This window comes from Arenibacter sp. F26102 (assembly GCF_023015865.1).
GTDB lineage: Bacteria > Bacteroidota > Bacteroidia > Flavobacteriales > Flavobacteriaceae > Arenibacter.
Genome location: NZ_JALKBC010000015.1, coordinates 16449 through 40669, shown reverse-complemented (window position 1 = coordinate 40669; position 24221 = coordinate 16449). Strand labels below are relative to the sequence as shown.

Below are 24221 nucleotides of genomic sequence, written 5' to 3'. Positions count from 1 at the left end.
AAGGTAAAGATTAAAATAAGGATAATAAAAAAGTACAGATGAAAAATATATTCAAGAAAATAGGAATGGTTGCTACCATAGTTTTAATGGCTGGCACGAGTGGTGTTTATGCACAAAAAAAATCCAAAACGTTTCATGAGAACTTTAATGTGAACAATGATGTGGTTTTGGAAATCAACACCAGTTATGCGGATATAGAATTTGAGACTTGGAACAAGAATCAGGTAGATGTTGTTGCAGTAGTGGAATTGGAAGATGTATCAGAGGAAGAGGCCGAGAAATACTTCAAAAATGAACCCATTAAAATTATTGGAAATAGCAAGAGTATAAGTATCAGTACAGCATTGGGGCGCCAAGAATTTATCACTTATAGTACGGAAGATTTTGATATCGATTTTCTTGATCAATTGAATGGGGTAGGAGGGGCACATACTATTTCACCTTTGGTAGAATTACCAGAACTACCGGAAATGCTGGACATGCCACCACTTCCTCCAATGAATATGCAACCTTTTGATTATGAAGCTTATAAAAAGGATGGGGAAGCTTATTTGAAAAAGTGGAAAAAGGAATTCGATAAGGGTTTTAATAAGGATTATCAGGAAAAAATGGAAGAATGGGGCAGGCGTATGGAATTAAAGCGGGCGGAGATTGATAAAAGAAGAAGTGAAATGGAGAAGAATAGGGAACATGCCCAACAAGAGCGATTGGAGAAATTGAAATACCTGCAAAAACAAAGAGTGGAAATACAGGAAAAAAATCTAGAACATAGGGAGAACGCCATGGAGTTGAGACAACACGCACGGGAATCAGGAAATGATAACAAGACCATTACTATAGAGATCGATACGGTAGACGGGATGAAAAGAGAATTTATCTTTTTGGATGAAAGTCATCCTACGGCACCCAATGTTTTTTATTCAATAAAAAAGGGTGGGGATAAAAATTTTAAGGTCAAGAAAACCATTAATATCAAATTGCCAAAATCTACCAAAATAAAGATGAACGTAAGACATGGTGAAGTTATTTTGGCCGAAAGCACAAAGAACCTAAGTGCCATTTTATCCTATTCCACCTTATTGGCGTCAACCATTGATGGCGATAAAACCAATATAGATGTTTCTTATTCACCTGTAAGTGTCCAAAAATGGAACTATGGTCAACTTAAGGCCGATTATTCTGATAAAGTAAATATTAAAGAAGTTGAAAACCTGACCCTTAGCGCCACTTTTTCGGATGTAAATATTGATAACCTATTGAATAAAGCCTTTATTAAAAATAATTTCGGGCCTTTGTCCATTAATTCTATTTCCAAGGATTTTACCGATTTGGATATCGATTTGCATAATGCAGAATTGCGCTGTGTATTGCCTAAGAGTGCATTTAATATAGCAGTAAACGGTAGCAATTCGGAATTGGTTTACCCTAAGGAACTGCAGATGGTTAAAACAAAAAATGGTTATAATACCTTAAGTAAGGGGTATCATATAAACAAGAGTAGTGGTAAATCCATTATTATTAATTCCAAATTTACGGAAGTTGTTTTGAAGTGATATGAAGCATTAATATATAAAATAAACGGGGGATTTTCTATTGAAAATCCCCCGTTTTATATAGTTGAAATCTACATATTATAATTTGGGTTCCCATCCATTTTGGTATTCCCTTTTCCAATGGGACATGGCCTCATCATCATTTTTAACCCTACCTGTGGTTGGGTTGATATGTATGGTTCTTCCAACATCTTGGGCAATATTCCCTAAATGACAGAGCATAGTGGAAATACTGGCGTCATTGATATCTGAATTCAGCGAGGTGTCCTTACGAATGGCACTGAAGAAATTATGAACGTGATTTACATCCAGTCCGCCCATTCCCATGGTATTGGTGGTGGCACTTTCAACCCCTTCTTCAACTTTCTTTATCAAACTGCCATCCAGATTATAAAGGTTGTATTCATTTCTACTCAGTGTAATTGTACCTTTGCTTCCGTAAATGGTTGCTCCCCTTCCCGGCTGCTCTGGTTTGATCAAGCCTCTACTATGACCTGTCCAGGTAATAAATTTATCACCATCGTATTTGTAAGTTACCTGTTGGTTGTCCACAAACTCCCAATCATCCTTAAAGGTGTACTTACCACCAAAAGAGGTTACACTTGTGGGAAGGTCTACACCTAAGGCCCAACGGCAAATATCAATTTCATGGGTACCATTGTTGTGAATTTCTCCTGTACCCCAAGTACGGAACCAATGCCAGTTGTATGGATGTACATTGTCCCTATAGGATTCCCTAGGAGCCGGTCCTTGCCATAAATCCCAATCCAATGTGTTTGGAACCTCAATTTTATTGCCTATTCCTATAGAACCCCTATTGCTGGAATAATAGGCTTCGCCTTTATATACTTCTCCAATAATTCCTTCACGTATTTCTTTAACGGCCAATGCGGAACTTTGAGCGGAACGCTGTTGGTTTCCCATTTGCACCTTTTTGCCATATTTCTTTTGTGCCGCAACCAAGAGCTCGTTCTCGTGCGGATTGTGGCTACATGGTTTTTCCACATAAACATGTTTCCCTGCTTGTAAGGCCATGATGGCCATTGGGGCATGCCAATGTTCTGGTGTAGCAATGAAAACGGCATCCACATTCTTATCCTCCAAAACTTTCCTAAAGTCTTTTTCTACTTTTGGGATATAACCAATATTCTTTTTGCACCATACATTGTGTTCCTCCAGAATTTTGTCGTCCACATCGCAACTATAAAGTATTTTGGCATTGGGATCTTGATTAATGGCAACGAAGTGGGCCTTGGCCCTGCTTCTCACCCCAATTACCGCCACATTAATTTTGTCGTTGGCTCCTAAAATATTACTGTAGCCCATACTTGGCATTACCAATCCTCCCAAGCTAAGGGCAGCACTACCCGCTGCCGTTTTTTTAATAAAATCTCTTCTAGTTTTCATTTATTCGCTTTTGTTTATACTTTTAATTTTGATGTTTTTGAACGATACCAGATCTCCGTGATCTTGAAGAAGGATGTGTCCTTCGTCTCCTTCTCCAAAATTGGGCCATTTTACGTATTTACTCTCGGATACCAATTTACGATAGTCATCGCTTTTTCTTTCATATTCCAAAACTTTGGTTCCATTTAACCAATGCTCAACATGGTTGTTGATGGATATTATATGGGCCGTATTCCATTCCCCAATAGGATTAATAGGTTTGTTTGTGTCTGCTTGTATAAGGTCGTAAAGAGAGGCTACTGTTCTACTACCATCATGACTACCCAACTTGGCATCTGGGTGGCGGGCATCGTCCAGAATTTGATATTCCAGACCAATGGAAGACCCAGGTCCCTTGTTAAGGTCGGTGTTGACATAATATTTTATACCGCTGTTGGCACCTTCCGTTAGCTTAAAATCGACCTTTAGTTCAAAATCACCATAAAGTTCCGTGGTTACAATATCTCCTCCAGCTGCGGCTTCTTCACCACCAGAAGGCAATACGGTAAGCAGACCTTCCCTTATTTCCCATCCCGATTCTGGAAAACCGTCCAAACGGGCTCCTCTCCATCCATTGGTAGTTTCCCCGTCCCATAACAATTTCCAATTGTCTTTTTCTTCACCCACTGTAAGCTTGTTCTTAGTGGTAATAGGGGTCAAGGGCGATTTCCTGGAATAGGTTTCCAAGTTGTCCGTAAGTATTTTAACATTCTTCCAAACAATTTCGGTTCCTTCTGTTTTGTCTTTGCCAATACCATGTACCTGAAGCGCAATAAAGCCACTTGCTGTTTTATCATCGATTAAATAGGAGGCAGGTACGTCGTTGATCCACGTCTTTATGGTATCCCCTATAGCTTCAATTCTGTAATGGTTCCATTCATTTTGTTTAAAAGCCTTTTGTGCCTGCGGATTATCTCCCAACGGATTTAACCACCCCCTTCGGGCCTCATCATAAATACCGGCACTCCAAGCTCTTTCAGAAGGATCTATTTCAATTTGATATCCATGGACCCGACCGTCCCTATAGGAAGGAAGGCTATTGCTTCTAATCTGGATGCCGGAATTCATGGAGGGATCTACCTTATATTCCAATTCCAGGATAAAATCCCCGTACATTTTGTCGGTGGTCATAAAGGAATTGGGAGTGTTGTGTACAGTAGTTCCTACAATAGTACCATCCACCACTTTATATTTTGCATTTCCCCCTTTTTGATTCCAGCCGTTCAAGGTTTCACCGTCGAATAAATTTATCCATGGAGTGTTGTCTTTTTCTGTCTCTGCACAACCTATTAATAGGGAAGCCAATAGTATGGAGACGAATAAGATGGATTGGATTTTTGATCTTAATTTCATTTTTGATATAATATTTTTAGTGTGTATGCTTGAAAGGTATAAAAAAGTGATTAATTATAGACCTTAACATCAAAAAAGACATTTAATGTTAAGTTGAAAACAACAAAAAAAGACCGCCAAACTTGCAGCTGGCGGCCTATTTTATTGATGGACTTTCTTAATGGGGTATTTTGGATTCTCCCAGGATGTTGATTAAAATAGATCTTTCAATGTGCACAAGGGATTAATTTTTGATCGAAATCAATGCGACTTATCCTTTAATAAGTCCGGGAATTTTGCCTGAAATCGTTTTAATCTTGGTACCGATACGTTTCGGATATAGGAATTATTGGGATTGTTTTTTTCATAATCTTGGTGATAGTCCTCCGCTTTATAAAAGATCGTAAAGGGTTTTACTTCAGTAGTTATGGGATCCGAATAAACCTTTTCTTTCTCCAATATGGAAATATAGTCGTTTATGATCTTCTTTTCGGAGTCGTTTTTATAGAAGGCGATGGATCTGTATTGGGCACCTTTGTCAGGTCCCTGCCTATTTAATGTAGTGGGGTCATGGGATCCAAAAAATACTTTCACCAGGGTTTCAAAAGAAATTACTTTGGGATCGTAATAGACCTCTACCGCTTCGGCATGGGTGGTACGGCCATAACCAACCTGCTCATAGGTGGGATTTTTTTCCTTGCCACCCGAATATCCGGAGACAACTTCCTTTACACCCTTTACACTTTCGAAAACAGCTTCCACACACCAAAAACAGCCACTGGCAAAATAGGCGGTTTCATACTGTTGAAGTTCACTCGGTGTTAGCTTGGCTATGATTTCATTCTTTTGTTGGGATTTGGTTTTGGATTGACAACTAATCGTGGTTAATCCTAAAACCCCCACTAGTATGATCTGTAATAGTCTCATGGTGTTAATTGCTTATTGTTATAATGTTCTATTTTCTTAATGCTCCTCTCTTCAATTAATATAAAGCTGCAAAAATCTTGCCTTTTTTTGTGAATTAAATTTGAGGCTTTCCAATATTTGCTCTTTGTTTTAACCTTTAGTGTTTGTAATTCAAGAATACTTACGGAATTCTTCTTTAAAAGTTTTAGAATATCATTTTTATTCAAGGGATACAAATTTCAAAAGCCTCAGACTCGTTGAAATGTGATAGTTGAACGAACTACTCCTTTTTGGCTGGGTTTCAGGTTTATTTGCCACTTACACTTGGAATGTACCTTAAAGGGTCTAGGCTTACCCTGAGATTTAGCAACATTTATTATGTTTTGAAAGACATTAACCCATTGAATTGGGCATAATTAATTCCCTTTTTTATTAAAGTGGGGAGTCTTGGCACGGATGACCATGTAAATTAACGGGGAACATATCTCTAAGCAATTATTATTTATAGGGTTTTTACTACAAAGTTTGATTGGTTAAAGGTTTTTAGACCTGTAAACCTGTAAGAATTACCGATTAAATACCTATATCATCGATTAGCGATTCAGGACCCACATTTCATTCACCGAGCATTTTCTGCACTTTAACGAGAGATTTGTCAGATACCGAAAAATAAGGGGGTTTAAACGATTTGTGACCTATGCCAAGGTGCATGTGGCGTTAAATTTACATAAGAAAACAACACAACATGAAAACGCTTTTAACTTTAATTTTTGTTCTTTTTATCGGAGTAGCTGCACAGGCAAACAATGTTGAGCAAGAAGTAAAAGTTGAAACTGTTACCATGAGTATTGTTACTTCTACCCAAAATGAAGTTTCTGTAAAAAACGAAAACAAAGTAGCTCGTTTGTACATGTTCAAAAATTCTAGGGTTAAAAAAGAATTGTCTTTCTCTACTAAATTGAACAAAGCTAAATTGGCTTAATTAAATCGTTTTCTTTTTAGGAACTATTTTTTCTTCAATTAGTTCTGGTGTTATATGTATTTACATTTTGGAAGTACATAGTTTGGTGAAAACCTTTCGTGTCCACAGAATGGAAATCTTAGTATGATTTGAATTGCTTCATTTGCCAAATGAGGTTCCTTCCTATTCTGCTATGGATTTACAAATACTTTGGTAGTTGGGATATTTAATTCCGCAACTCATTTAGACCTAATAGTTGTATTGGATATTGAAGAGGGGAGTCCTAGGAATGATGAGTATGTGGAATAAGGGAAGAACATACCTCAAAGCAACTACTATTGATAAGTTTTTTACTACAAAATTTGATGGGTTATTGGTTTTTCGACCTGTAATCCTGTAAGAATTACCGATTAAATACCGATATCATCGATTAGCGATTCATGACCCACTTTTCATTCACCGAGCATTTTCTGCACTTTAACGAGAGATTTGTCAGATACCGAAAAATAAGGGGGTTTAAACGATTTGTGACCTATGCCAAGGTGCATGTGGCGTTAAATTTACATAACAAAACAACGCAACATGAAAACGCTTTTAACTTTAATTTTTGTTCTTTTTATCGGAGTAGCTGCACAGGCCAACAATGTTGAGCAAGAAGTAAAAGTTGAAACTGTTACCATGAGTATTGTTACCTCTACCCAAAATGAAGTTTCTGTAAAAAACGAAAACAAAGTAGCTCGTTTGTACATGTTCAAAAATTCTAGGGTTAAAAAAGAATTGTCTTTCGCTACTAAATTGAACAAAGCTAAATTGGCTTAATCACATCGGCCATTAAATTTAAAATTTCTATTATTAACTTTTAGGTATATAGACACCCCTACTTTCTTTTTAAAAATTTGTTCTTAAGGAAATATATCAAAGTCAGTATAGCAATATAAACCCCAAATCCAATAACCTCTTTGCGTTCAAGGTTGGATAGTAGCCAAACAATAATAATTACGGACAGTATGGGCACCAGGTAACCTCCAGGTATCCTAAATTCGTGTTGGGTAGTTTTGCCCAATTTTCTTCTTGAACTTATTACCGATAGGGATACCCCTAGGTAGACCAGTAATATTGAAGCACTTGAAATAACGGCCAATTGTTCAAATCCTCCTAGGGTAGCCAATAAAAATCCTATTGTGGCATATGTAATTATAGCAATATAGGGAGTGGAGAATGCATCATGGATTTTTGAGAGTGGTCTAAGGGGAAGTACATTGTCTTTTGAGGCCCTAAAAAGTACACGTGGCACACTCAATATTTCGCTGCTTAAATTTCCTAGCATAGAAATGGCTGCACCGATCGTGATTATGGTAAAACCAATGGGGCCAAAGACCTGTTGGGCTACCATGCTTAAGGGATTTTCAGTATAGGTGGAGAGGGAAGCCCCTAGTACACCCTGTGATACTGTTTGAATAAGAATATAAAGGATTAAAACTCCAATGATACTTATAAATATTGCTCTTGGAATTGTTCTATTGGGTCTTTTAACCTCGCCACTTATAGATAATCCGGTCTAGGCACCCTGAAATGCAAAAAACAGAATAAGGGAAATAGCACCAACTTCTGAAATTGTTGGGGTAGAATTGATTATAAGGTTGTCAAATGAAACATGTCCCCAAGAAAAAAACACCAGCAATAGAAGGGGAATAAGTTTGGTGAGGGTAATTGTTTTTACTAAAACCATTCCCTCCTTAATTCCTCTAACGTTAATATATCCCAGTCCGGCGAATAGGATAACGAAAACGGATGTCCTAGCATAATCAGATTTAAAAAAAGGAAAAATAGAACCCAATACATCTACCAATGCATTGGCAACAGCCCCGTCTGCAGATAAGGCAGAAAGAACAAAAAGAATTACCGTAAGAAAACCAAAATAGGGTCCAAAAGAAGATTCAATATAGGTGTAGGCTCCACCTGAAGTAGTTACTTTACTGCCTATTTCAGCAAAACAGAGCATTACCAAAGTAATTAACAGGCCACAGAATAAATAGGCATAAATACTGGATGTACCCAGTCCGGCAGCAACAATGGCAGGTAAGGCAAAGATGCCGGCGCCGATCATAATATTGACCAAGTTGGCACTTAAACCCCAAACACCGACCTCCCTTTTTAAATGTTCATTGGTTTCTTGCATTGGTGGATCGGTTTTATTGGAGGTATGTTTAAAGCTTTAAAAAATAAGGGGGGAAGAGCTAATATAATGATTTCGATTTTAATAAATTCTAGGGTTAATTGAGTGTCCCAAAATATTGATTTATTCTTGGTATACCATCAATTATGGAATTGATTGATTGCTCCCTTTTGCTGGTGATTACCTTTTAATTTTATCCTATTTACGGAAATGGACTTAGGAATCCTTTCGCTTTTTAGATAATCTCCTAAAAATCGTAATGCTGGTTAAGGTTGGCTGTCTTGGTCTTATGTAGGAAAAATATACTAAATTTAACACATGCACCTGAATTTTTGAATCAAGTGCGTGAAATTTATGGTCATACACCACTATTTGGGCCTTTAATTGTTAGGGAATGTAATCGTTGGTACCGGTGAAGTTTATATACTAGGACCATAAAATATTAATATTAGGAATTTTCCGTAAATCTTAGGGAGTTGAATATGTCTACAAAGGATTCTGAACTACGTGAACAGTATAATAAAATCTTTATTGAGCAAGCACCCACTGCCATTGCAATGTTGGACAAGGACATGCGATATATAGCAGTATCCCAACGTTGGATTACGGATTATAAAATGGAAGGCAAGGAAATAATTGGCGAGTCGCATTATGATCTATTCCCTGAAATAGGTGAAGATTGGAAAGCCAATCATCAAAAATGTCTTAACGGCGCCGTTGATATTTGTGAGGAGGCACCATTTAAGCGTGCAGATGGAACAATACAATGGATCTATTGGGATGTTCGTCCCTGGTATGTTTCGGAAGGAAAGATAGGAGGTTTGCTAATGCATACCGGAGATATAACGCCTCAGAAGGAAAGGGAAAAGGAGAGGAACCGAATGTTGGAGATATTGGATAAAACCAGCGAGGTAGCGCGTTTAGGTATATGGGAGGTAGACTTGAAAAGAAATGGGATTTATTGGAGTCCGGCGGTATGTGAAATACATGAGGTGGCGGAGAGTTTTCAACCAAGTTTGGACACTGCCATAAACTTTTATATGGAAGGCGAAAGTCGGGATTTAATGCGGAAGTCGGTAGAAAAGGTAATTTCGTGTGGAGATCCCTACGATGTAGAAGTAGAACTTGTGACCGCCAAAGGAAACTCCATTTGGGTGAGGTCTGTTGGCAATGGCGAATTTGAGGACGGAAAATGCGTTAGGCTTTATGGTATATTTCAGGATATAAATGAGAGAAAACGTTCTGAAATGGCACTCAACAAGGCCAATGCCGAATTAAGGGCAATATTCAATTCCAAATCAGTTGCCATAATCACGACGGACGATAAAGGGATTATAAATCATTTCAACCATGGAGCTGAGTATTTATTGGGTTATTCGGCTTCTGAAATTATTGGTACACAAATACCTAGTGTATTTGCGACAATGGAGGGGGTGGAAAGGTTTAGGAGGGATTTGTCCCAAAAATATGGAAAGGATCCCTTAAAGGGGTTGGCGGAAAATAACGAATTTGATGTTAGGGAATGGACCTATATAAAGAAAGATGGTACTAAAATCACGGTGCAGGTTACTATATCGGCCATTATAAATGCTGAAGGGGAGATAGTCGGATCTTTAACTGTAGCCTCTGATATTACTGCCATTAAAAATGCGGAGATCGAGCTATTGCGAAAAAATCAAGTCCTTAATTTTGCCGAGCGTCTGTCCATGATCGGGAACTGGCAATGGAATACGATTACGAATGAGGTGACATGGTCTTCCAATTTATATAAGATTTTTAATGTTGATGAAGAGACTCGTTTGACTTATGATACCTATTTTTCATTTGTGCATCCGGAGGACAAGGAAATGGTGACAAATCATGTGCAAATTTCTTTGGAGGAAAAAAAATTCCCGGATTTATTGCATCGAATCAAGTTAAGGGATGGAACGGTAAAGAATATTCAGCTATTGGCAGAAATTATGACCAATGACGCAGGAGAGGTAATTGAGTTGGTGGGCACATGTCAGGATGTAACGGAACAGCGGCTGGAGGAAATAAAATTTCGAGGACTGTTGGAATCGGCTCCAGATGCCATGGTGATAGTCAATGAAGCTGGAAAAATTAATATGATTAACAAACAGGCGGAAAAATTGTTCGGATACAGTGCCAAGGAACTGAAAGGTAAATCCGTAGAAATTCTTATTCCTGAAGCTTATAGTGCCAAACATCCCGGCCATAGGTCAGGTTTCTTTGCCAACCCCAAAACACGGCATATGGGGGAGGGAAGAGAATTATTCGCCATTAATAAAAAAGGTAAATTAATCCCTATACAAATAAGTCTAAGTCCCCTTAAAACTGAAGAAGGTGTATTGGTCTCTGCGGCTATAAGGGATATTACTTCCCAAAAAATAGCAGAGGGAAAAATACTGAAGGCCAAGGAAGAGTTAGAGGTCTTTGCAAATAAATTAGTGGCCCAGAACACCAAGCTGGCAGATTTTACCCAGATAACCTCGCACAATTTAAGAGCTCCGGTGAGCAACCTGAATTCACTTTTGGGGTTTTATAAACTTGCCCAAAGTGAGGAGGAGCGCGCTGATCTGTTCCAAAAATTGGAAAGAGTTGTCAATCATCTTACGTTAACGCTAAGTACCTTGGTAGAGGCTTTAAGCATAAGGAAAGAGAATAATGGGGATAATCTAGATAAAATTGAATTTAATTTGGTGATGGTTAAAACACAGGAAATACTTTCTGGTGAAATTATGAGTACTGGAGCCGTAATTAAAAGCGATTTTTCAAAATTACCGGATATTGATTACAATAAAATTTATTTAGAAAGTATTTTTCTTAACTTGGTTGGAAATGCCCTAAAATACAGGAGTGCGGATAGAGTACCTGAAATATATGTTTCATCTGGAATTGAAAATGGTAAAAAATTCTTGAAGGTTACTGATAATGGGCAGGGAATAAATTTAAAAAGGCATGGCCATAAATTATTTGGTTTGAACAAGGTCTTTCACAGGCATCCCGATGCCAGGGGAATAGGTTTGTTCCTGACCAAAACCCAAGTAGAAGCGTATGGCGGGTCTATTTCGGCTGAAAGTGAAGTAAATGTGGGCACCACATTTAATATTAATTTTAATTAGATAGTAAATGCGAAGTTCTTTAAATGTTTGTATTGTTGATGATGACGATATATATCAATTTACAATGGTCAAGACCATGAAATTACTTAATTTGACCGATAAGATCATGGTCTTTTCGGATGGTGAAGAGGCATTGGATTTTATGTTGGATAATCTACACAATGATAAGGAACTTCCAGATGTGATTTTTTTGGACATAGATATGCCTATTATGGACGGATTTCAATTTATGGAGGAATATGTAAAGATAAAGCCAAAGCTGGGAAAGAAAATAACGATATATATGGTCTCCTCATCTGTAGACCCTGTGGATATTGATAGGGCAAAGAAAATAAGCGAAATCACCGATTATATTGTGAAGCCAATTACCCACGATCAGTTAACGACTATTATTCAGGAATTGGACAGTAACGGCAGTTTATAGTACGATTAAACTATTTCGTTTTTTGAGTACCCATAATATTTTTAAGGGAAGTAATTTGATCTTCCTCTGGAAATTATAAGGTTGTTAATCCCTAGAAATTAAGCGCTTGCCGATTCCGATATTAATGGAATTTATTAATCGGTGCACTTTATTCCCACTAGGTAATAGCACATGGACTTTTTACATTTTCTTGAAGAGCCATTTTCGAATAAGAATATACAATAGGACGATCTAAATAGGGGATAGGGGTCTATTGGAACAACCCGCATTAGTGATTGCAGCGGCATCCTTTTTTAGGCCGATGGGAAAGTATTAAAAAACAGTTATAAATTTTTGGGCATAAAAAAGATATAGCGGAAAGCACGGCCACTTTATATTTTTCCATAAAGTGGCAATGCCCCACAAAATAAATTAAAGTACGTTGTCCTTAATTTCTTCTACTACCTCAGGGTTTAGTAGTGTACTGGTATCTCCTAAATTGTTCATGTCCCTGCTGGCAATTTTGCGCAGGATACGCCTCATGATCTTGCCGGAACGTGTCTTTGGAAGGCCAGAGGTAAACTGAATCTTATCCAGTTTGGCTATTGGGCCAATGTGCTCTGTGATGATCTGGTTAATTTCGTTCCTTAAATTATCGTGGTTACGCGATTCCCCGGTCTCCTTGAGTATTACATAGCCGTAAAGTGCATTGCCCTTAATATCGTGTGGGAAGCCTACAATGGCCGATTCCGCTACTGCTGGGTGTTCGTTTATGGCATCCTCTATTGGGGCCGTACCCAAGTTGTGGCCAGACACGATGATTACGTCATCTACACGACCGGTAATTCTATAGTAACCTACTTCGTCCCTTAGGGCACCGTCCCCGGAAAAGTATTTGTTGGGAAAGGCCGAGAAATAGGTGTCCTTATACCTAGCATGATCGCCCCAAATGGTCCTTGCCATTCCTGGCCAAGGGAACTTAATACATAGTCTACCTTCTACTTGGTTGCCCTTTAGTTCCTTGCCCTGTTCGTCCATCAATGCCGGTTGTACTCCTATAAAGGGTAGGGTGGCATAGGTGGGTTTGGTGGGCGTTACATAAGGAATGGGCGTTATCATAATGCCTCCTGTTTCTGTTTGCCACCACGTATCCACAATAGGACTATTCTTTTTTCCAATAACATCATTGTACCAATGCCAAGCCTCTTCGTTAATAGGTTCCCCTACGGAGCCCAATACTTTTAATGAGGACAGGTCGTGGTTTTCGGCAAATGCAATATTCTGCTTTGCAAGGGCACGAATAGCGGTAGGAGCGGTATAAAACTGATTTACTTTGTGTTTTTCCACGATTTCCCAAAACCTTCCGAAATCAGGATAGCTGGGTACCCCTTCGAACATTAGGGTCGTTGCGCCATTGGCCAAGGGCCCGTAAACAATATAACTGTGGCCGGTTACCCAGCCTATATCCGCGGTACACCAATAGACATCGTTTTCTGTATATTGAAAGACATTTTTAAAGGTATAGGCGGTGTACACCAAATAGCCGGCGGTGGTATGTACCATTCCCTTGGGCTTACCAGTAGAGCCGGAGGTATACAAAATGAACAAAGGATCCTCCGCGTTCATAATTTCCGGGACACAATCCAAATAGGCATTTTCCAGTAAGGGCTGTAGCCATTGGTCACGCCCTTCCTTCATATTTATTTTTGCGTTGGTACGTTTTACGACCAACACTGTTTTAACTCCTGGGCAATCTTCCAAACTTTCGTCTACAATTCCTTTCAGGTCAATGGATTTGGAACCCCTATAGGACCCATCGGAGGTTATTAGCAATTTACAATCACTGTCATTGATACGGGTAGCCAGGGCAGTTGATGAAAATCCTGCGAACACCACGGAATGTATCGCCCCTATCCTGGCACAGGCCAAGAGGGCAATGGACAATTCCGGGATCATGGGAAGGTAGATGCAAACCCGATCCCCCTTTTTAACACCTTGATCCTTTAAAACATTGGCTAGTTGACATACTCGCTCGTGTAGCTGACGATACGTAATATGCTGGGCTTCCTCCTCTGGATTATTGGGCTCAAAAATAATGGCCGTTTTTTCTCCCCTGGCAAGTAGGTGCCTATCTATACAGTTTTCGGTAATATTTAATTGTGCCCCTTCGAACCATTTTATTTCAGGTTTTTCGAAATCCCAACTTAGAACGTTGTCCCATTTTTTTCTCCATAAAAAATGTTCTTCAGCTACTTCTCCCCAGAAATTTTCTGGTTCGCGAACAGATTTTCGATAAACCTGATAGTACTCTTCTAAATGCTTAATGTGATAATTGCTCATCGTGTTTTTAAAATTTCTATAAATTTATATAAATCATCCATAAAAGGAAGGTTTCCTAATATGAATTTAATATCGAAATGCCAATTTTATGAGAATGTGTTAAAACCTTAGCAAGAAGGTAGGCGGTTTGTTCCTTTACATGCACTAAGTGACCAATCACTTTTCTTAAACCGCCAACCTTAAGGATAAACTATTGGATTAGTGGTCTACAGCCTCTCCTGCACCACTGGGAATCCTTATGTTCTCCACTATTTCCTGTACTTCCTCAGGAGGTTCAGGTGTAAATCTATTGATGACCAGGGCAACTGCAAAGTTTACAATCATGGCAACGGTCCCAAAGCCCTCGGGTGATATTCCGAACCACCATTCGGACTTGTCGGGAATTTCTCCTAGCCAGCCCAATTTAAATTTGGCCATGTAGAATAACATTAGACTAATTCCGACTATCATACCGCCGATGGCACCTTCCTTGTTCATTTTTTTGTAAAAAATTCCAAGCACAATTGCTGGGAAGAATGATGCTGCAGCAAGTCCAAAAGCGAGGGCAACTACAGCAGCGACAAATCCAGGGGGGTGAATTCCAAAATATCCAGCAATAACTACAGCCACAGTGGCTGCGCCCCTTGCTGCCCAAAGCTCACCTTTTTCCGAGATACTGGGTTTAAACACCTTCTTGATCAGATCATGGGAGACTGAAGCGGAAATTACCAATAATAGTCCTGCAGCGGTACTCAATGCCGCGGCCAAGGCCCCTGCAGCGACCAAGGCAATTACCCAGGCCGGAAGGTTGGCAATCTCTGGATTGGCTATGACCACAATATCGTTATCAACCATTAATTCGTTTTTGTCCTTATCGGCTACAAATTGAATGATGCCATCATTGTTTTTGTCATCAAATTGTAGTAAACCAGTTTCCTCCCAGTTTTTAAACCAAACGGGCATAAGGCTGTATTCCTTATTGCTCACCGTATTTATTAAATTAATTTTGGCAAAAACGGAAACGGCAGGGGCGGTAGTGTATAAGATTGCAATGAGCAACAATGCCAGTCCTGCAGATTTACGAGCATCCTTAACTCTTTTAACGGTAAAGAACCGAACAATAACATGGGGCAATCCTGCTGTTCCAACCATTAGGGCCAAGGTAATGGCGAAGACATCGATGACCGATTTAGTGCCATCGGTATATTCGGCAAAACCCAACTCAGTGGACAATCCGTTCAATCGGTCCATTAAAAAGGTTCCGGAACCATCGTTTAGGGTAGATCCCATTCCCAGTTGGGGTATGGGGTTTCCTGTCATTTGAAAGGATATAAAAATGGCCGGGACCATAAAGGCAAATATAAGTACACAGTATTGTGCTACTTGGGTATAGGTAATTCCTTTCATACCACCTAAAACGGCATAAAAAAGCACTATGACCATTCCTATGATTACCCCGGTGTTGATATCAACCTGTAAAAACCTGGAGAAGACGACCCCCACACCTCGCATTTGTCCGGCGACATAAGTAAAAGAAACGATTAAAGCACAAAAAACTGCCACGATACGAGCGGTATTTGAATAATAGCGGTCGCCAATAAAATCGGGTACGGTAAACTTACCAAATTTTCGCAAATAGGGGGCAAGGAGCAATGCCAACAGCACGTATCCTCCGGTCCAGCCCATTAGATAAACAGATCCGTCATAACCTGCAAAGGCAATAATCCCGGCCATGGAAATAAAGCTGGCAGCGGACATCCAATCGGCTGCCGTTGCCATTCCGTTGGCCAAGGGCGACACGCCTCCGCCGGCAACATAAAATTCTTTTGTTGATCCGGCTCTGGACCAGATTGCAATTCCGATATAAAGGGTAAAGGTAATTCCTACAAGAAGGTACGTCCAGACTTGAACACTCATATTTTAAGGTATTTGGTTGATATTGCGGATTGTATTATTAGGTAATTTGGTGGTAGACCCAAATTCCTTTCTGTATTTAATAGAAGTTTTGGAGCGATCAATGAAGTTATTCGTTGTAACCATACTTTTTGTCCAACTTGTTCATAAGACGAACGTAAACAAAAATTAAGACTACGAAAACATATATGGAGCCTTGTTGGGCAAACCAAAATCCCAGTTTGAAACCACCAATTTTAATGGTATTCAAAGCGTCTTTAAAGAGAATGCCAGCTCCAAAGGAAACGGCAAACCAAATGAATAAAAGAATAAATAAATAGCGTACATTTTCCTTCCAATAGGCAGTGGCCTTTTTTTGTTTTTCACTCATTTTCACCCTTTTGTTTAGCGTTGGTAGATCGATTAGGCAACCAAGATAAGTATTTGAATTAATATACCAAACGATATGTTTTTAACTTGGTAAATAAACCACGCCGCCATAAGAATCCCGTTTTGCTCCAGTTACAGAACTTAGGCAATTGTTTTTTTGTTCCTCCCGCAATACGCCCATTAGGGCAAATACGAGAGCTTCCTTAAACTCGATCAAGGTTTTGGAAGGTGAGACAACTTTTGTTTCCGTACCGAGTTTTTCTTGCAGGCAGTCCATAAGGAAAGTGTTTAAAGCACCTCCGCCGGTAACAAATATGCTTCCATTTGTTTTATTCTTCTGAGTTTTTACTTGTAGGGTTATCTGATCGCAAATATGATGAATGGCCGTGTGTAGTAAATTCTCAATAGTATCTGAAGTGGTCTCAACAATAGGTGCAACTTCCTCCACAAACCATTCAAAACCTATAGATTTTGGAAATGGCAATTTATAGAATTCCAAGTCGTTTAGTCGGTCCAGCATTAATTGATTTATTTTTCCCGTTCGTGCCAGGGAACCTCCCTTGTCATAATTGAGTTTTATCTTTTGAGTGATATGGTTGAGAATCATATTGGCCAGTCCTATGTCGTAAGCTAGTCTATTTCCATTTTTCTCAAAAGATATATTGCTTATTCCGCCAAGATTGAGACAAAAGTCGTACTGCCCAAAAAAGAGTTGATCGCCAATGGGCACCAAAGGTGCTCCTTGTCCTCCCAAGGCAACATCGTTGGTACGGAAGTCGCAGATAACCTTCGTGGCACTTTCGTTTGCCAGGTGTTGACCAGAACCTATTTGAAAGGTAAGTCCTTTTTGTGGCTGGTGGTGGGTGGTATGACCATGGCTGGCAATAAAATCGACTACCAAGTGGTGGGTTTTAATAAAATCTTTGGTTTGTGTGCCCAGCCAAGTGCCATAGGAATTATGGAATTGTAATAGTTCGTCTGCAGGCAAGAAAATTGATTTTTTGAGCTTTTCTTGCATCTCCTGGTCATACGAAATACTATGTGTCTGTTTAATTTCAAAATCCCAAGCTTTGGAGGTCTCCCATATATGGCAATAAGCCAGGTCCAATCCGTCCAAGGAGGTTCCGGACATTAATCCTATGACTTTATATATTTTCATCTTTTTCTTATAATATTGTTACAGTTCATGGCTGTGGCATTTTTATTCCGAGAGTATAAAAATTGCCGAAACGGGTTTTTTGTAATCATTGGTGACTTCTTGGAAATGATGCAATTGAAGTCCAGCTTTTTTAAATACGGACATCCATGATTCAAAGGTACGCGCGTACCAGGGATGGCCGTCCGTGAAATTGCCGGGAAGTCCGTTCCAGGAATCGTTGATCCATTGGCTTTTGTAATCCAAGTTATTTTGGGTCAAGAAAAAAGGATGAAGGGTCTGTATGGCGATATATCCATTTTCCGAGAGCACATTTTTTATCTGCTTTAACAGCTGGCTTAATCCTTCTCTTTGATATATGCAAAAGTTAAAAACAACTGCATCATAAGGAGCATCCGGAACGGGATTTCCTAATTCAATATCCTTGTAAGACATTTGATAAAAAGTGCCGGCCCCCTTATTTTTTGCGTTGTCCAGTAATTGGGGAATGGCATCCAATCCTACTACGTATTTCCCCATCCCAATCAGGCTTCTAGTGAGCCAACCTTCACCACAGCCCACATCCAAAATTTTGATTGCAGGAGAATTTCCTATAACATTCAATATGGCCTTATCTGTAAATTTTCTAGACTCGATATCGGCATTGTCAATTACCCTTATCCACTCATTGGCATTTTTATTCCAGGAATCGATTATGTTTTTTTCCATATCCATTACTTCTTCTTAAGGTTGATGGAAACAGCTAAGCACCCCTTGGCTTTTTGCTTCCCCATGAAATGCGCAAAGGCAATATTCTGAAATTCCGAAAAATTTTGATATCCCAATACTACAGCTTTGGCTGCTTTGTGATTTATGAGATTGAGCACATAAGGATTTCCAAAAACGTATAGAATAACCTTCTTGGTATTTAGTAAGGCTTCCAACTGTTCCAGTTCCTCGATTTTTAGATCAAAATTATTTTGAGGTTTTACTTTTGGGGGATATAGCGCAATTAATACATTATCCTTGTTTTGCGTTCTTTCATTTGCAATTTTTGAGGCGGCTGTCATAAAGTTTATATTGGGCGACTCCCCTAGTGAAATACAAGTGAAGCCCTCTTGCCTAAATTCTTTAATGATGTTTCTGCTGCCCGTAAATAAAGTAAGGCTTTCCTTGGCCAAATGTTTGTTTAATATGGAGGTTTTCTCATGGTTTGTGCTTGGTAGGGAAAGGTAGGCAAAGGCTTGTTCCTTTAATTTCCATATCCGTTTAAATCGTTCTTCGATGTCAAGAGGATCTGCATTGCTCAAGATTGCTTCTATGCCTTCTGCGGTGTGTTCTGCAAAACAAAGTATATCGTTGCCGGCATCAAAAGCCCGCCATTCGAGTTCCCCTTTTGTGGGAAACATTTTACTAACGCTATGCATGTTTAAAGCATCTGAGATAACCACACCATTAAAATCTAGCTCCTGGCGCAGTAGTCCTTTAATTATCTTTTTGGAAATGGTGGCTGGAACGCCCTCTCCGTTATCCAAAGCGGGAATAGACAAATGTCCTACCATTATACTGTCCACTCCTTGTTTTATGATTTCTCTAAATGTATATAGTTCGTTTTCCATTAGGACCTCCTTGGACTTTTCAATTACCGGCAAGCCAAGGTGGGAATCAGTTGCGGTATCCCCATGCCCTGGAAAATGCTTGATACAACTTAAAATTCCTTCACTTTCCGTACCCTTGATAAAGGCAATTGCTTTTTTGGTAACGTTTAATTTGTCATCTCCAAAGGATCGGTATCCAATTACAGGATTTTTGGGATTGTTGTTGATGTCTACCACGGGCGCCAAATTCCAATGTATACCGGCTTGCCTGCAGTCACGGGCAATTTGTTGACCCACCTGAAAAATTAAGTCCTCATTATCTTGAATGGCCCCTAGCGTTAAAGCATAGGGATATTGGGGTGTATTTTCTATGCGCATGGCCAAGCCCCATTCGGCATCTATACTGATTAGCAATGGATATTTTGCTGCCTTTTGATAGCGTTGTATAAGGGTTTTGAGGGTGGAAAGGCTTTGCTCGTTATATACAATTTGCTTTTTGCCCTCAAAATTGGTGGCAGCACTGGCTCTGCTATGAAAAAAACAGAGTCCGCCCACATGTTGTTTGGCAATGAGGTTTTCCAATTCCCGTATCTCTTCTTCACTATCATTGATGAAGGCAGCAGGCATAAATAATTGGCCAAGCTTTTCCTTGAGAGATAAATTTTTTGTGGCCGTGTTGTATGAATTTATATTAAATGACATCGGTATTCGTTTTTTTGCCGTAATCGGCTGGGTATTTAATAAATCTTAAAAGGAAAAGGGCCGGTAAGGCAGCGATAACCACCCAAACAAAAAAACCTCCATATCCAAGCCATTCCTGAATATAGCCACTGATCATTCCGGGCAGCATCATACCCAAGGCCATAAAACCTGTTGCAATAGCGTAATGCGAGGTTTTTGATATTCCCTCTGCAATATAGATAAGGAAGATTAAAAAGGCAGCAAATCCAAAGCCATAGCCAAACTGTTCCAGTACTACTGTCGCAACCACGGCTACGATACTTGTAGTTTTGGTCAGTGCAAGAATTGCGTACATGGCATTGGGCACATTTAATGAAAGGACCATGGGCAGCATCCATTTTTTTAGACCATCTTTGGAAATCAAGATCCCTCCGAGGATACCTCCCAAGGACAACATAATAACTCCGACCGTTCCATAAATGGTCCCAACTGCCTCGGTGGAATATTCCAATCCGCCGGCTGAGGTTTTGTCCAACAAAAAGGGAGCTGCCATTTTCACCAACTGGGATTCTCCTAAGCGGTAACTCAAAATAAATGCCAGAGCGATTCCAATATTGGGTTTCTTAAAAAATGAAATAAAGACCTCCAAAAATCCCTCTGGTTTTTCTTGAACAATGGCTTCGGAAGTTTCATATTTTGGTGTAACAAAAAAGTTCGATATGGTCAATGTCAACATTAAAATTGCGGCGGCTATCATGGTAACGGACCAAGCCTTGGTGTTGTCCCCGTAATAGTTTTCCAAGAATCCGGCCAGGATAACAATGAGTCCCTGACCTGTGATCATGGCCAGGCGATAGAAGGTACTTCGCATACCTACGAAGAAGGCTTGTTTTTTCTCGGTAAGTCCCAACATATAATATCCGTCAGAGGCAATATCGTTGGTTGCGGAAGCAAATGCCGCCATCCAAAAACACGCCAAAGTTGTTGTGAAAAAAACGGTGGTGGGCAAGGTTAGACCCACACCTAAAATGGCCAACGAAATAATTAATTGCATGTATAAAAACCAATTTCTTTTGGTGCCGTTTAAATCCACAAACGGACTCCATAAGGGTTTTAGAACCCATGGAAGGTATAACCAGCTTGTGTATAAACCTATATCTGAATTACTGATACCCAGTTTTTTATACATTATCACCGAAACAGTTACTACAAGTACGTAAGGAATGCCTTGTGTAAAGTATAAAACAGGAACCCATGCCCATGCCCCCTTATCTTTTTGAATCATTTTATTCAATTTTGTTGTTTAAATATTGATCGTTGTTTTCTTAAAAATGGAGAAAGAAAAATGTCTTTATCCACTAATTTATTCTGATAATTTCAGGTTTACTTTCCTGCCCAAAATTATTTATAAATGTTAAAGCTATATGTTTTTTTCCTTGTAGTAGCGAGGTGTTGAAATCAAAATTTTCCGTGTCAGTTAGTGGTATTTTTGCCACCAATTGATCGGTGTTATCCAGATTCAATTTGGATTCTTTTTTGGCAACATACACCAAAGCGTATCTTAAATTTATTTCTTGATCTAGTATGATTTTAAATTTTATAGTCCCATTTTTTTTTTCGAACTGGGTAGGTATTTTTAGGTTGCCAAAGGTGTTTTTATGGAGAGGCGAAATAGGGGGTAGGGCCAATTTATGGTAGTATTTTTTTCTTAATATTTTTAATACATCCTCCTTGTCGGACATCAGGGATTTGGCACTAAAAAATACATTGCCCATCACAATTTTATCTTCCCTTGCGAATTTTAATTGTTCTGGAAGTTCCTTTTTATTGTCCCAAGCTTTGTCACTATTATTTCTTATTTTGTACGGTCCATTGCCAATATATAGGTTGGTATTCTCGCTATTTTTGGACCACCAGTCCACTATCTTCCGATGGGATGCCACCGGCAGATCCATGCTCCAATAAACTTGGGGAACCAAATAATCGATCCAACCTTTTTCCATCCATAACAATGGGTCGGCATATAGATCTTCATAAGTAGTCTGGCCCGCTTTGGTGTCCGATCCACGTGGGTCCGTTGAGCTGTTTTTCCACACTCCAAAGGGACTAATACCTAGTTGTACCCAAGCCTTTTTGCTTTTAATGGTTTCATGTACATTCTTTACGAGACTGTCTATATTGCTCCTGCGCCAGTCCTCTAATGATTGTTGAGGTAGGGAATGTTTAGCATAGGAGATGGAATCTTCAAAAACTTCGTTGGCAATCTTATAAGGGTAAAAATAATCGTCAAAATGAATGGCGTCTACATCGTAGTTGGCGACGACTTCCCCTATGATATTGGTCAAATGCTTTTGCACTTCTGGCAAGCCAGGGTTGTAGTAATATTTTTTTCCGTATTTCAACATCCAGTCGGGATGTAAGTTATAGTCATGGTCTTTACTTAAAATTTCCAAATTTTGGTCAAAAGTGGCTCTGTAGGGATTAAGCCATGCGTGGAATTCCATTCCTCTGGAATGGGCTTGCTCTATCATCCATTGTAAAGGGTCGTAATAAGGTTTGGGGGCTACACCCTCGTTGCCTGTAAGGAAACGCGACCATGGCGCATATTGCGAAGGATAAAAGGCATCCCCTGCAGCTCTGATCTGAACAATTACAGCGTTAAAATTTAAATTACTGTAAAAATCCAAAATTCTTAGATAGTCCTGTTTTTGTTTTTCAATGCTGTCAAGACTATTTTTTGGCCAGTCTATATTGACCACGGTAGCTATCCAAACCCCTCTAAATTCATGTTTAGGTGTTGGTGTGGACGATTTGAACACGGAACATGAGGTAAGTGTTAAAATGAGTAAAAAGGCAATTCTTTTAAGCATATTCAATCGAGTATTTAAACAAAAGGCCTAGCATTTAATGATAAATGTAGGCCTTTTGTAAACTATAACAATATTTCCTCTAAATTGATGGGTCGGCAGGGGTATTGCTGTTGTTGTCCCTTTCCGTGTTGGGGTAAGGATAGAAGTTCCTATTCCTTTCATCAGTAAAGACCTTGGCACTTGTGCTGGGTTCGGGACGTCCAAACCTTCTGCTGTCCTCCAGGCTAGTTCCAGTTAAGAACAACTCTAACCTGCGGTTAAGGTATACCTCGTCCAATAGGGCATCAACAGACAAATCACCAGCATACGCAGAAATATTGGCATTTACGCCAAAGACATCATCATTGTCTGTTCTAACATTATTTATGGCTGTTACGGCTGCAGAAATATCAGCCGAATTTTTTCTAAGATTGGCCTCTGCAATAATCAGGTTCATCTCGTCTGTAAGGTACACTGGGATGGATTCTGTACCACTTTCTTCGTCAAAGAATCCAGCCAGGTCTTCAATAGGCAACTGATTTATGTTCAGTTCATCCAAGGGAACCAAATAGAAATCTACTCGCCCGTCGGCAGGGTCAATTGTAAAGGAATTGGGCAGTCCAAAATTATCCCTTGGTTTAAAATTGGGAACACCGTTTTGAAAAACTCTGCTCCATACTGGATTTAGATTTTGGGAATCATATGTAAAGACCGATGTAGCAGATAGATCTACTGAAGTGGCAGCCGTTATTGCGGCATCATAATTCCCTGCAAATAGATTATACCTTGCAGACATTGCTTGAAGGGTATTTTCCAAATCTATATTTCCTCTCAATATCTCCGAACTAAACTCATCGGATATTGGGTTGGACGAAATTAAGTTCTGAGCTTCATTGATTAGGGTAACTGCGGTATTGAAGGCCTCTGTCCTGGATACGAATGATGCATTCCCATCTTGACTAATGTCAACAATAGCTTGCTCGTAATTTTGAGCCATGCTACCTATCGCCATTGCCTTGAACAAATTGGCGTAAGCTACCAAGCCACTTTTGGTGCCTTCGTCTATATTCAAATTAGGTGCGTTTTTGGCGATATCTTCGGATATTGACATAACTCGAAGCATGGTAGACCAAAGCCCAACTATATTGGAGGTAGAATTTGGAATGTCCCCACCATCTTCAAGGTCGATCATATTCTGAAAGGTAGTAGTTATACCTGCCTCCCTTGTGGTGACCGCGGGTGTTTCCACGATCCACCTTAAACCTGTTGTTGAATACAATTGTTGCATTCCTATGGTAGCTGCCAGAATACCTTCCCTAGAAGAAAAAACCTGATCGTCCGTTGCGGCGTTAGGGTTATCAAAATCCGTTTCGCAAGATGATACTGCAACCACTGTCATCAGTAATGCAATAGTCTTTATTTTAAAATTTATATATTTTTTCATCGTTGTTTTT

Annotated in this window: 17 protein-coding genes and 1 pseudogene; 5 read left to right on the top strand and 13 right to left on the bottom strand. The window is 39.5% G+C overall.

Going from position 1 to position 24221, the window contains the following annotated elements:
• Positions 1-38: 38 nt before the first annotated feature.
• Positions 39-1553 carry a hypothetical protein gene (locus MWU78_RS17940; protein ID WP_247000285.1) on the top strand — a complete coding sequence of 505 codons (1515 nt, stop codon included), beginning with the start codon at positions 39-41 and terminating at the stop codon, positions 1551-1553.
• A gap of 78 nt (positions 1554-1631) precedes the next feature.
• Here the strand turns inward: MWU78_RS17940 and MWU78_RS17935 are convergent, their stop codons facing one another.
• From MWU78_RS17935 to msrA, 3 genes are all read right to left on the bottom strand, one after another.
• On the bottom strand, positions 1632-2960 hold the full coding sequence (locus MWU78_RS17935) for a Gfo/Idh/MocA family oxidoreductase (protein WP_247000283.1): 1329 nt from the start codon (positions 2958-2960) through the stop codon (positions 1632-1634).
• Entirely contained in the window at positions 2961-4352 is a 1392-nt protein-coding gene (locus MWU78_RS17930) for a DUF1080 domain-containing protein (RefSeq protein ID WP_247000282.1), read from the bottom strand.
• A 240-nt stretch (positions 4353-4592) separates the two neighbouring features.
• Positions 4593-5258 carry a peptide-methionine (S)-S-oxide reductase MsrA gene (msrA, locus tag MWU78_RS17925; RefSeq protein WP_247000281.1) on the bottom strand — a complete coding sequence of 222 codons (666 nt, stop codon included), beginning with the start codon at positions 5256-5258 and terminating at the stop codon, positions 4593-4595.
• A gap of 724 nt (positions 5259-5982) precedes the next feature.
• On the opposite strand from msrA, the gene MWU78_RS17920 reads away from it, so the two are divergent.
• Complete coding sequence (locus MWU78_RS17920; RefSeq protein ID WP_247000280.1) at positions 5983-6219, top strand: hypothetical protein; 237 nt, start codon at positions 5983-5985, stop codon at positions 6217-6219.
• Positions 6220-6780: 561 nt separating this feature from the next.
• Positions 6781-7017, top strand: coding sequence for a hypothetical protein (locus MWU78_RS17915; protein WP_247000279.1), 237 nt, complete (start codon positions 6781-6783; stop codon positions 7015-7017).
• 58 nt (positions 7018-7075) lie between these two features.
• On the opposite strand, the pseudogene MWU78_RS17910 reads toward MWU78_RS17915, so the two are convergent.
• Positions 7076-8377, bottom strand: a pseudogene (locus tag MWU78_RS17910) (APC family permease).
• A gap of 479 nt (positions 8378-8856) precedes the next feature.
• On the opposite strand from MWU78_RS17910, the gene MWU78_RS17905 reads away from it, so the two are divergent.
• Together MWU78_RS17905 and MWU78_RS17900 are read left to right on the top strand one after the other, a co-directional pair.
• Entirely contained in the window at positions 8857-11499 is a 2643-nt protein-coding gene (locus tag MWU78_RS17905) for a PAS domain S-box protein (protein ID WP_247000278.1), read from the top strand.
• Positions 11500-11506: 7 nt separating this feature from the next.
• The gene (locus MWU78_RS17900; RefSeq protein WP_281503868.1) at positions 11507-11923 is read left to right on the top strand and encodes a response regulator; all 417 of its coding nucleotides are present in this window, start codon (positions 11507-11509) and stop codon (positions 11921-11923) included.
• Positions 11924-12334: 411 nt separating this feature from the next.
• Here the strand turns inward: MWU78_RS17900 and acs are convergent, their stop codons facing one another.
• From acs to MWU78_RS17855, 9 genes are all read right to left on the bottom strand, one after another.
• Positions 12335-14242, bottom strand: coding sequence for an acetate--CoA ligase (gene acs, locus MWU78_RS17895; protein ID WP_247000277.1), 1908 nt, complete (start codon positions 14240-14242; stop codon positions 12335-12337).
• Between the two features lie 198 nt (positions 14243-14440).
• The gene (locus tag MWU78_RS17890; protein ID WP_247000276.1) at positions 14441-16138 is read right to left on the bottom strand and encodes a sodium:solute symporter family protein; all 1698 of its coding nucleotides are present in this window, start codon (positions 16136-16138) and stop codon (positions 14441-14443) included.
• A 106-nt stretch (positions 16139-16244) separates the two neighbouring features.
• On the bottom strand, positions 16245-16505 hold the full coding sequence (locus MWU78_RS17885) for a DUF4212 domain-containing protein (protein WP_187585355.1): 261 nt from the start codon (positions 16503-16505) through the stop codon (positions 16245-16247).
• A gap of 81 nt (positions 16506-16586) precedes the next feature.
• Positions 16587-17663 (bottom strand): anhydro-N-acetylmuramic acid kinase, encoded by a 1077-nt coding sequence (locus tag MWU78_RS17880; RefSeq protein ID WP_247000275.1) that lies wholly within the window; start codon positions 17661-17663, stop codon positions 16587-16589.
• Between the two features lie 42 nt (positions 17664-17705).
• Positions 17706-18368, bottom strand: a complete 663-nt coding sequence (locus MWU78_RS17875) for a class I SAM-dependent methyltransferase (RefSeq protein ID WP_247000274.1) — start codon at positions 18366-18368, stop codon at positions 17706-17708.
• Positions 18369-18373: 5 nt separating this feature from the next.
• The gene (locus MWU78_RS17870) at positions 18374-19939 is read right to left on the bottom strand and encodes a glycoside hydrolase family 3 protein (protein ID WP_247000273.1); all 1566 of its coding nucleotides are present in this window, start codon (positions 19937-19939) and stop codon (positions 18374-18376) included.
• The gene (locus tag MWU78_RS17865) at positions 19929-21203 is read right to left on the bottom strand and encodes an MFS transporter (RefSeq protein WP_247000272.1); all 1275 of its coding nucleotides are present in this window, start codon (positions 21201-21203) and stop codon (positions 19929-19931) included. The genes MWU78_RS17870 and MWU78_RS17865 overlap by 11 nt, the downstream gene beginning before the upstream one ends.
• 73 nt (positions 21204-21276) lie before the next feature.
• Positions 21277-22788: a family 10 glycosylhydrolase gene (locus MWU78_RS17860; protein ID WP_247000271.1), complete on the bottom strand. Its 1512-nt coding sequence runs from the start codon at positions 22786-22788 to the stop codon at positions 21277-21279.
• Between the two features lie 79 nt (positions 22789-22867).
• The gene (locus MWU78_RS17855; RefSeq protein WP_247000270.1) at positions 22868-24211 is read right to left on the bottom strand and encodes a RagB/SusD family nutrient uptake outer membrane protein; all 1344 of its coding nucleotides are present in this window, start codon (positions 24209-24211) and stop codon (positions 22868-22870) included.
• Between the last annotated feature and the right edge of the window lie 10 nt (positions 24212-24221).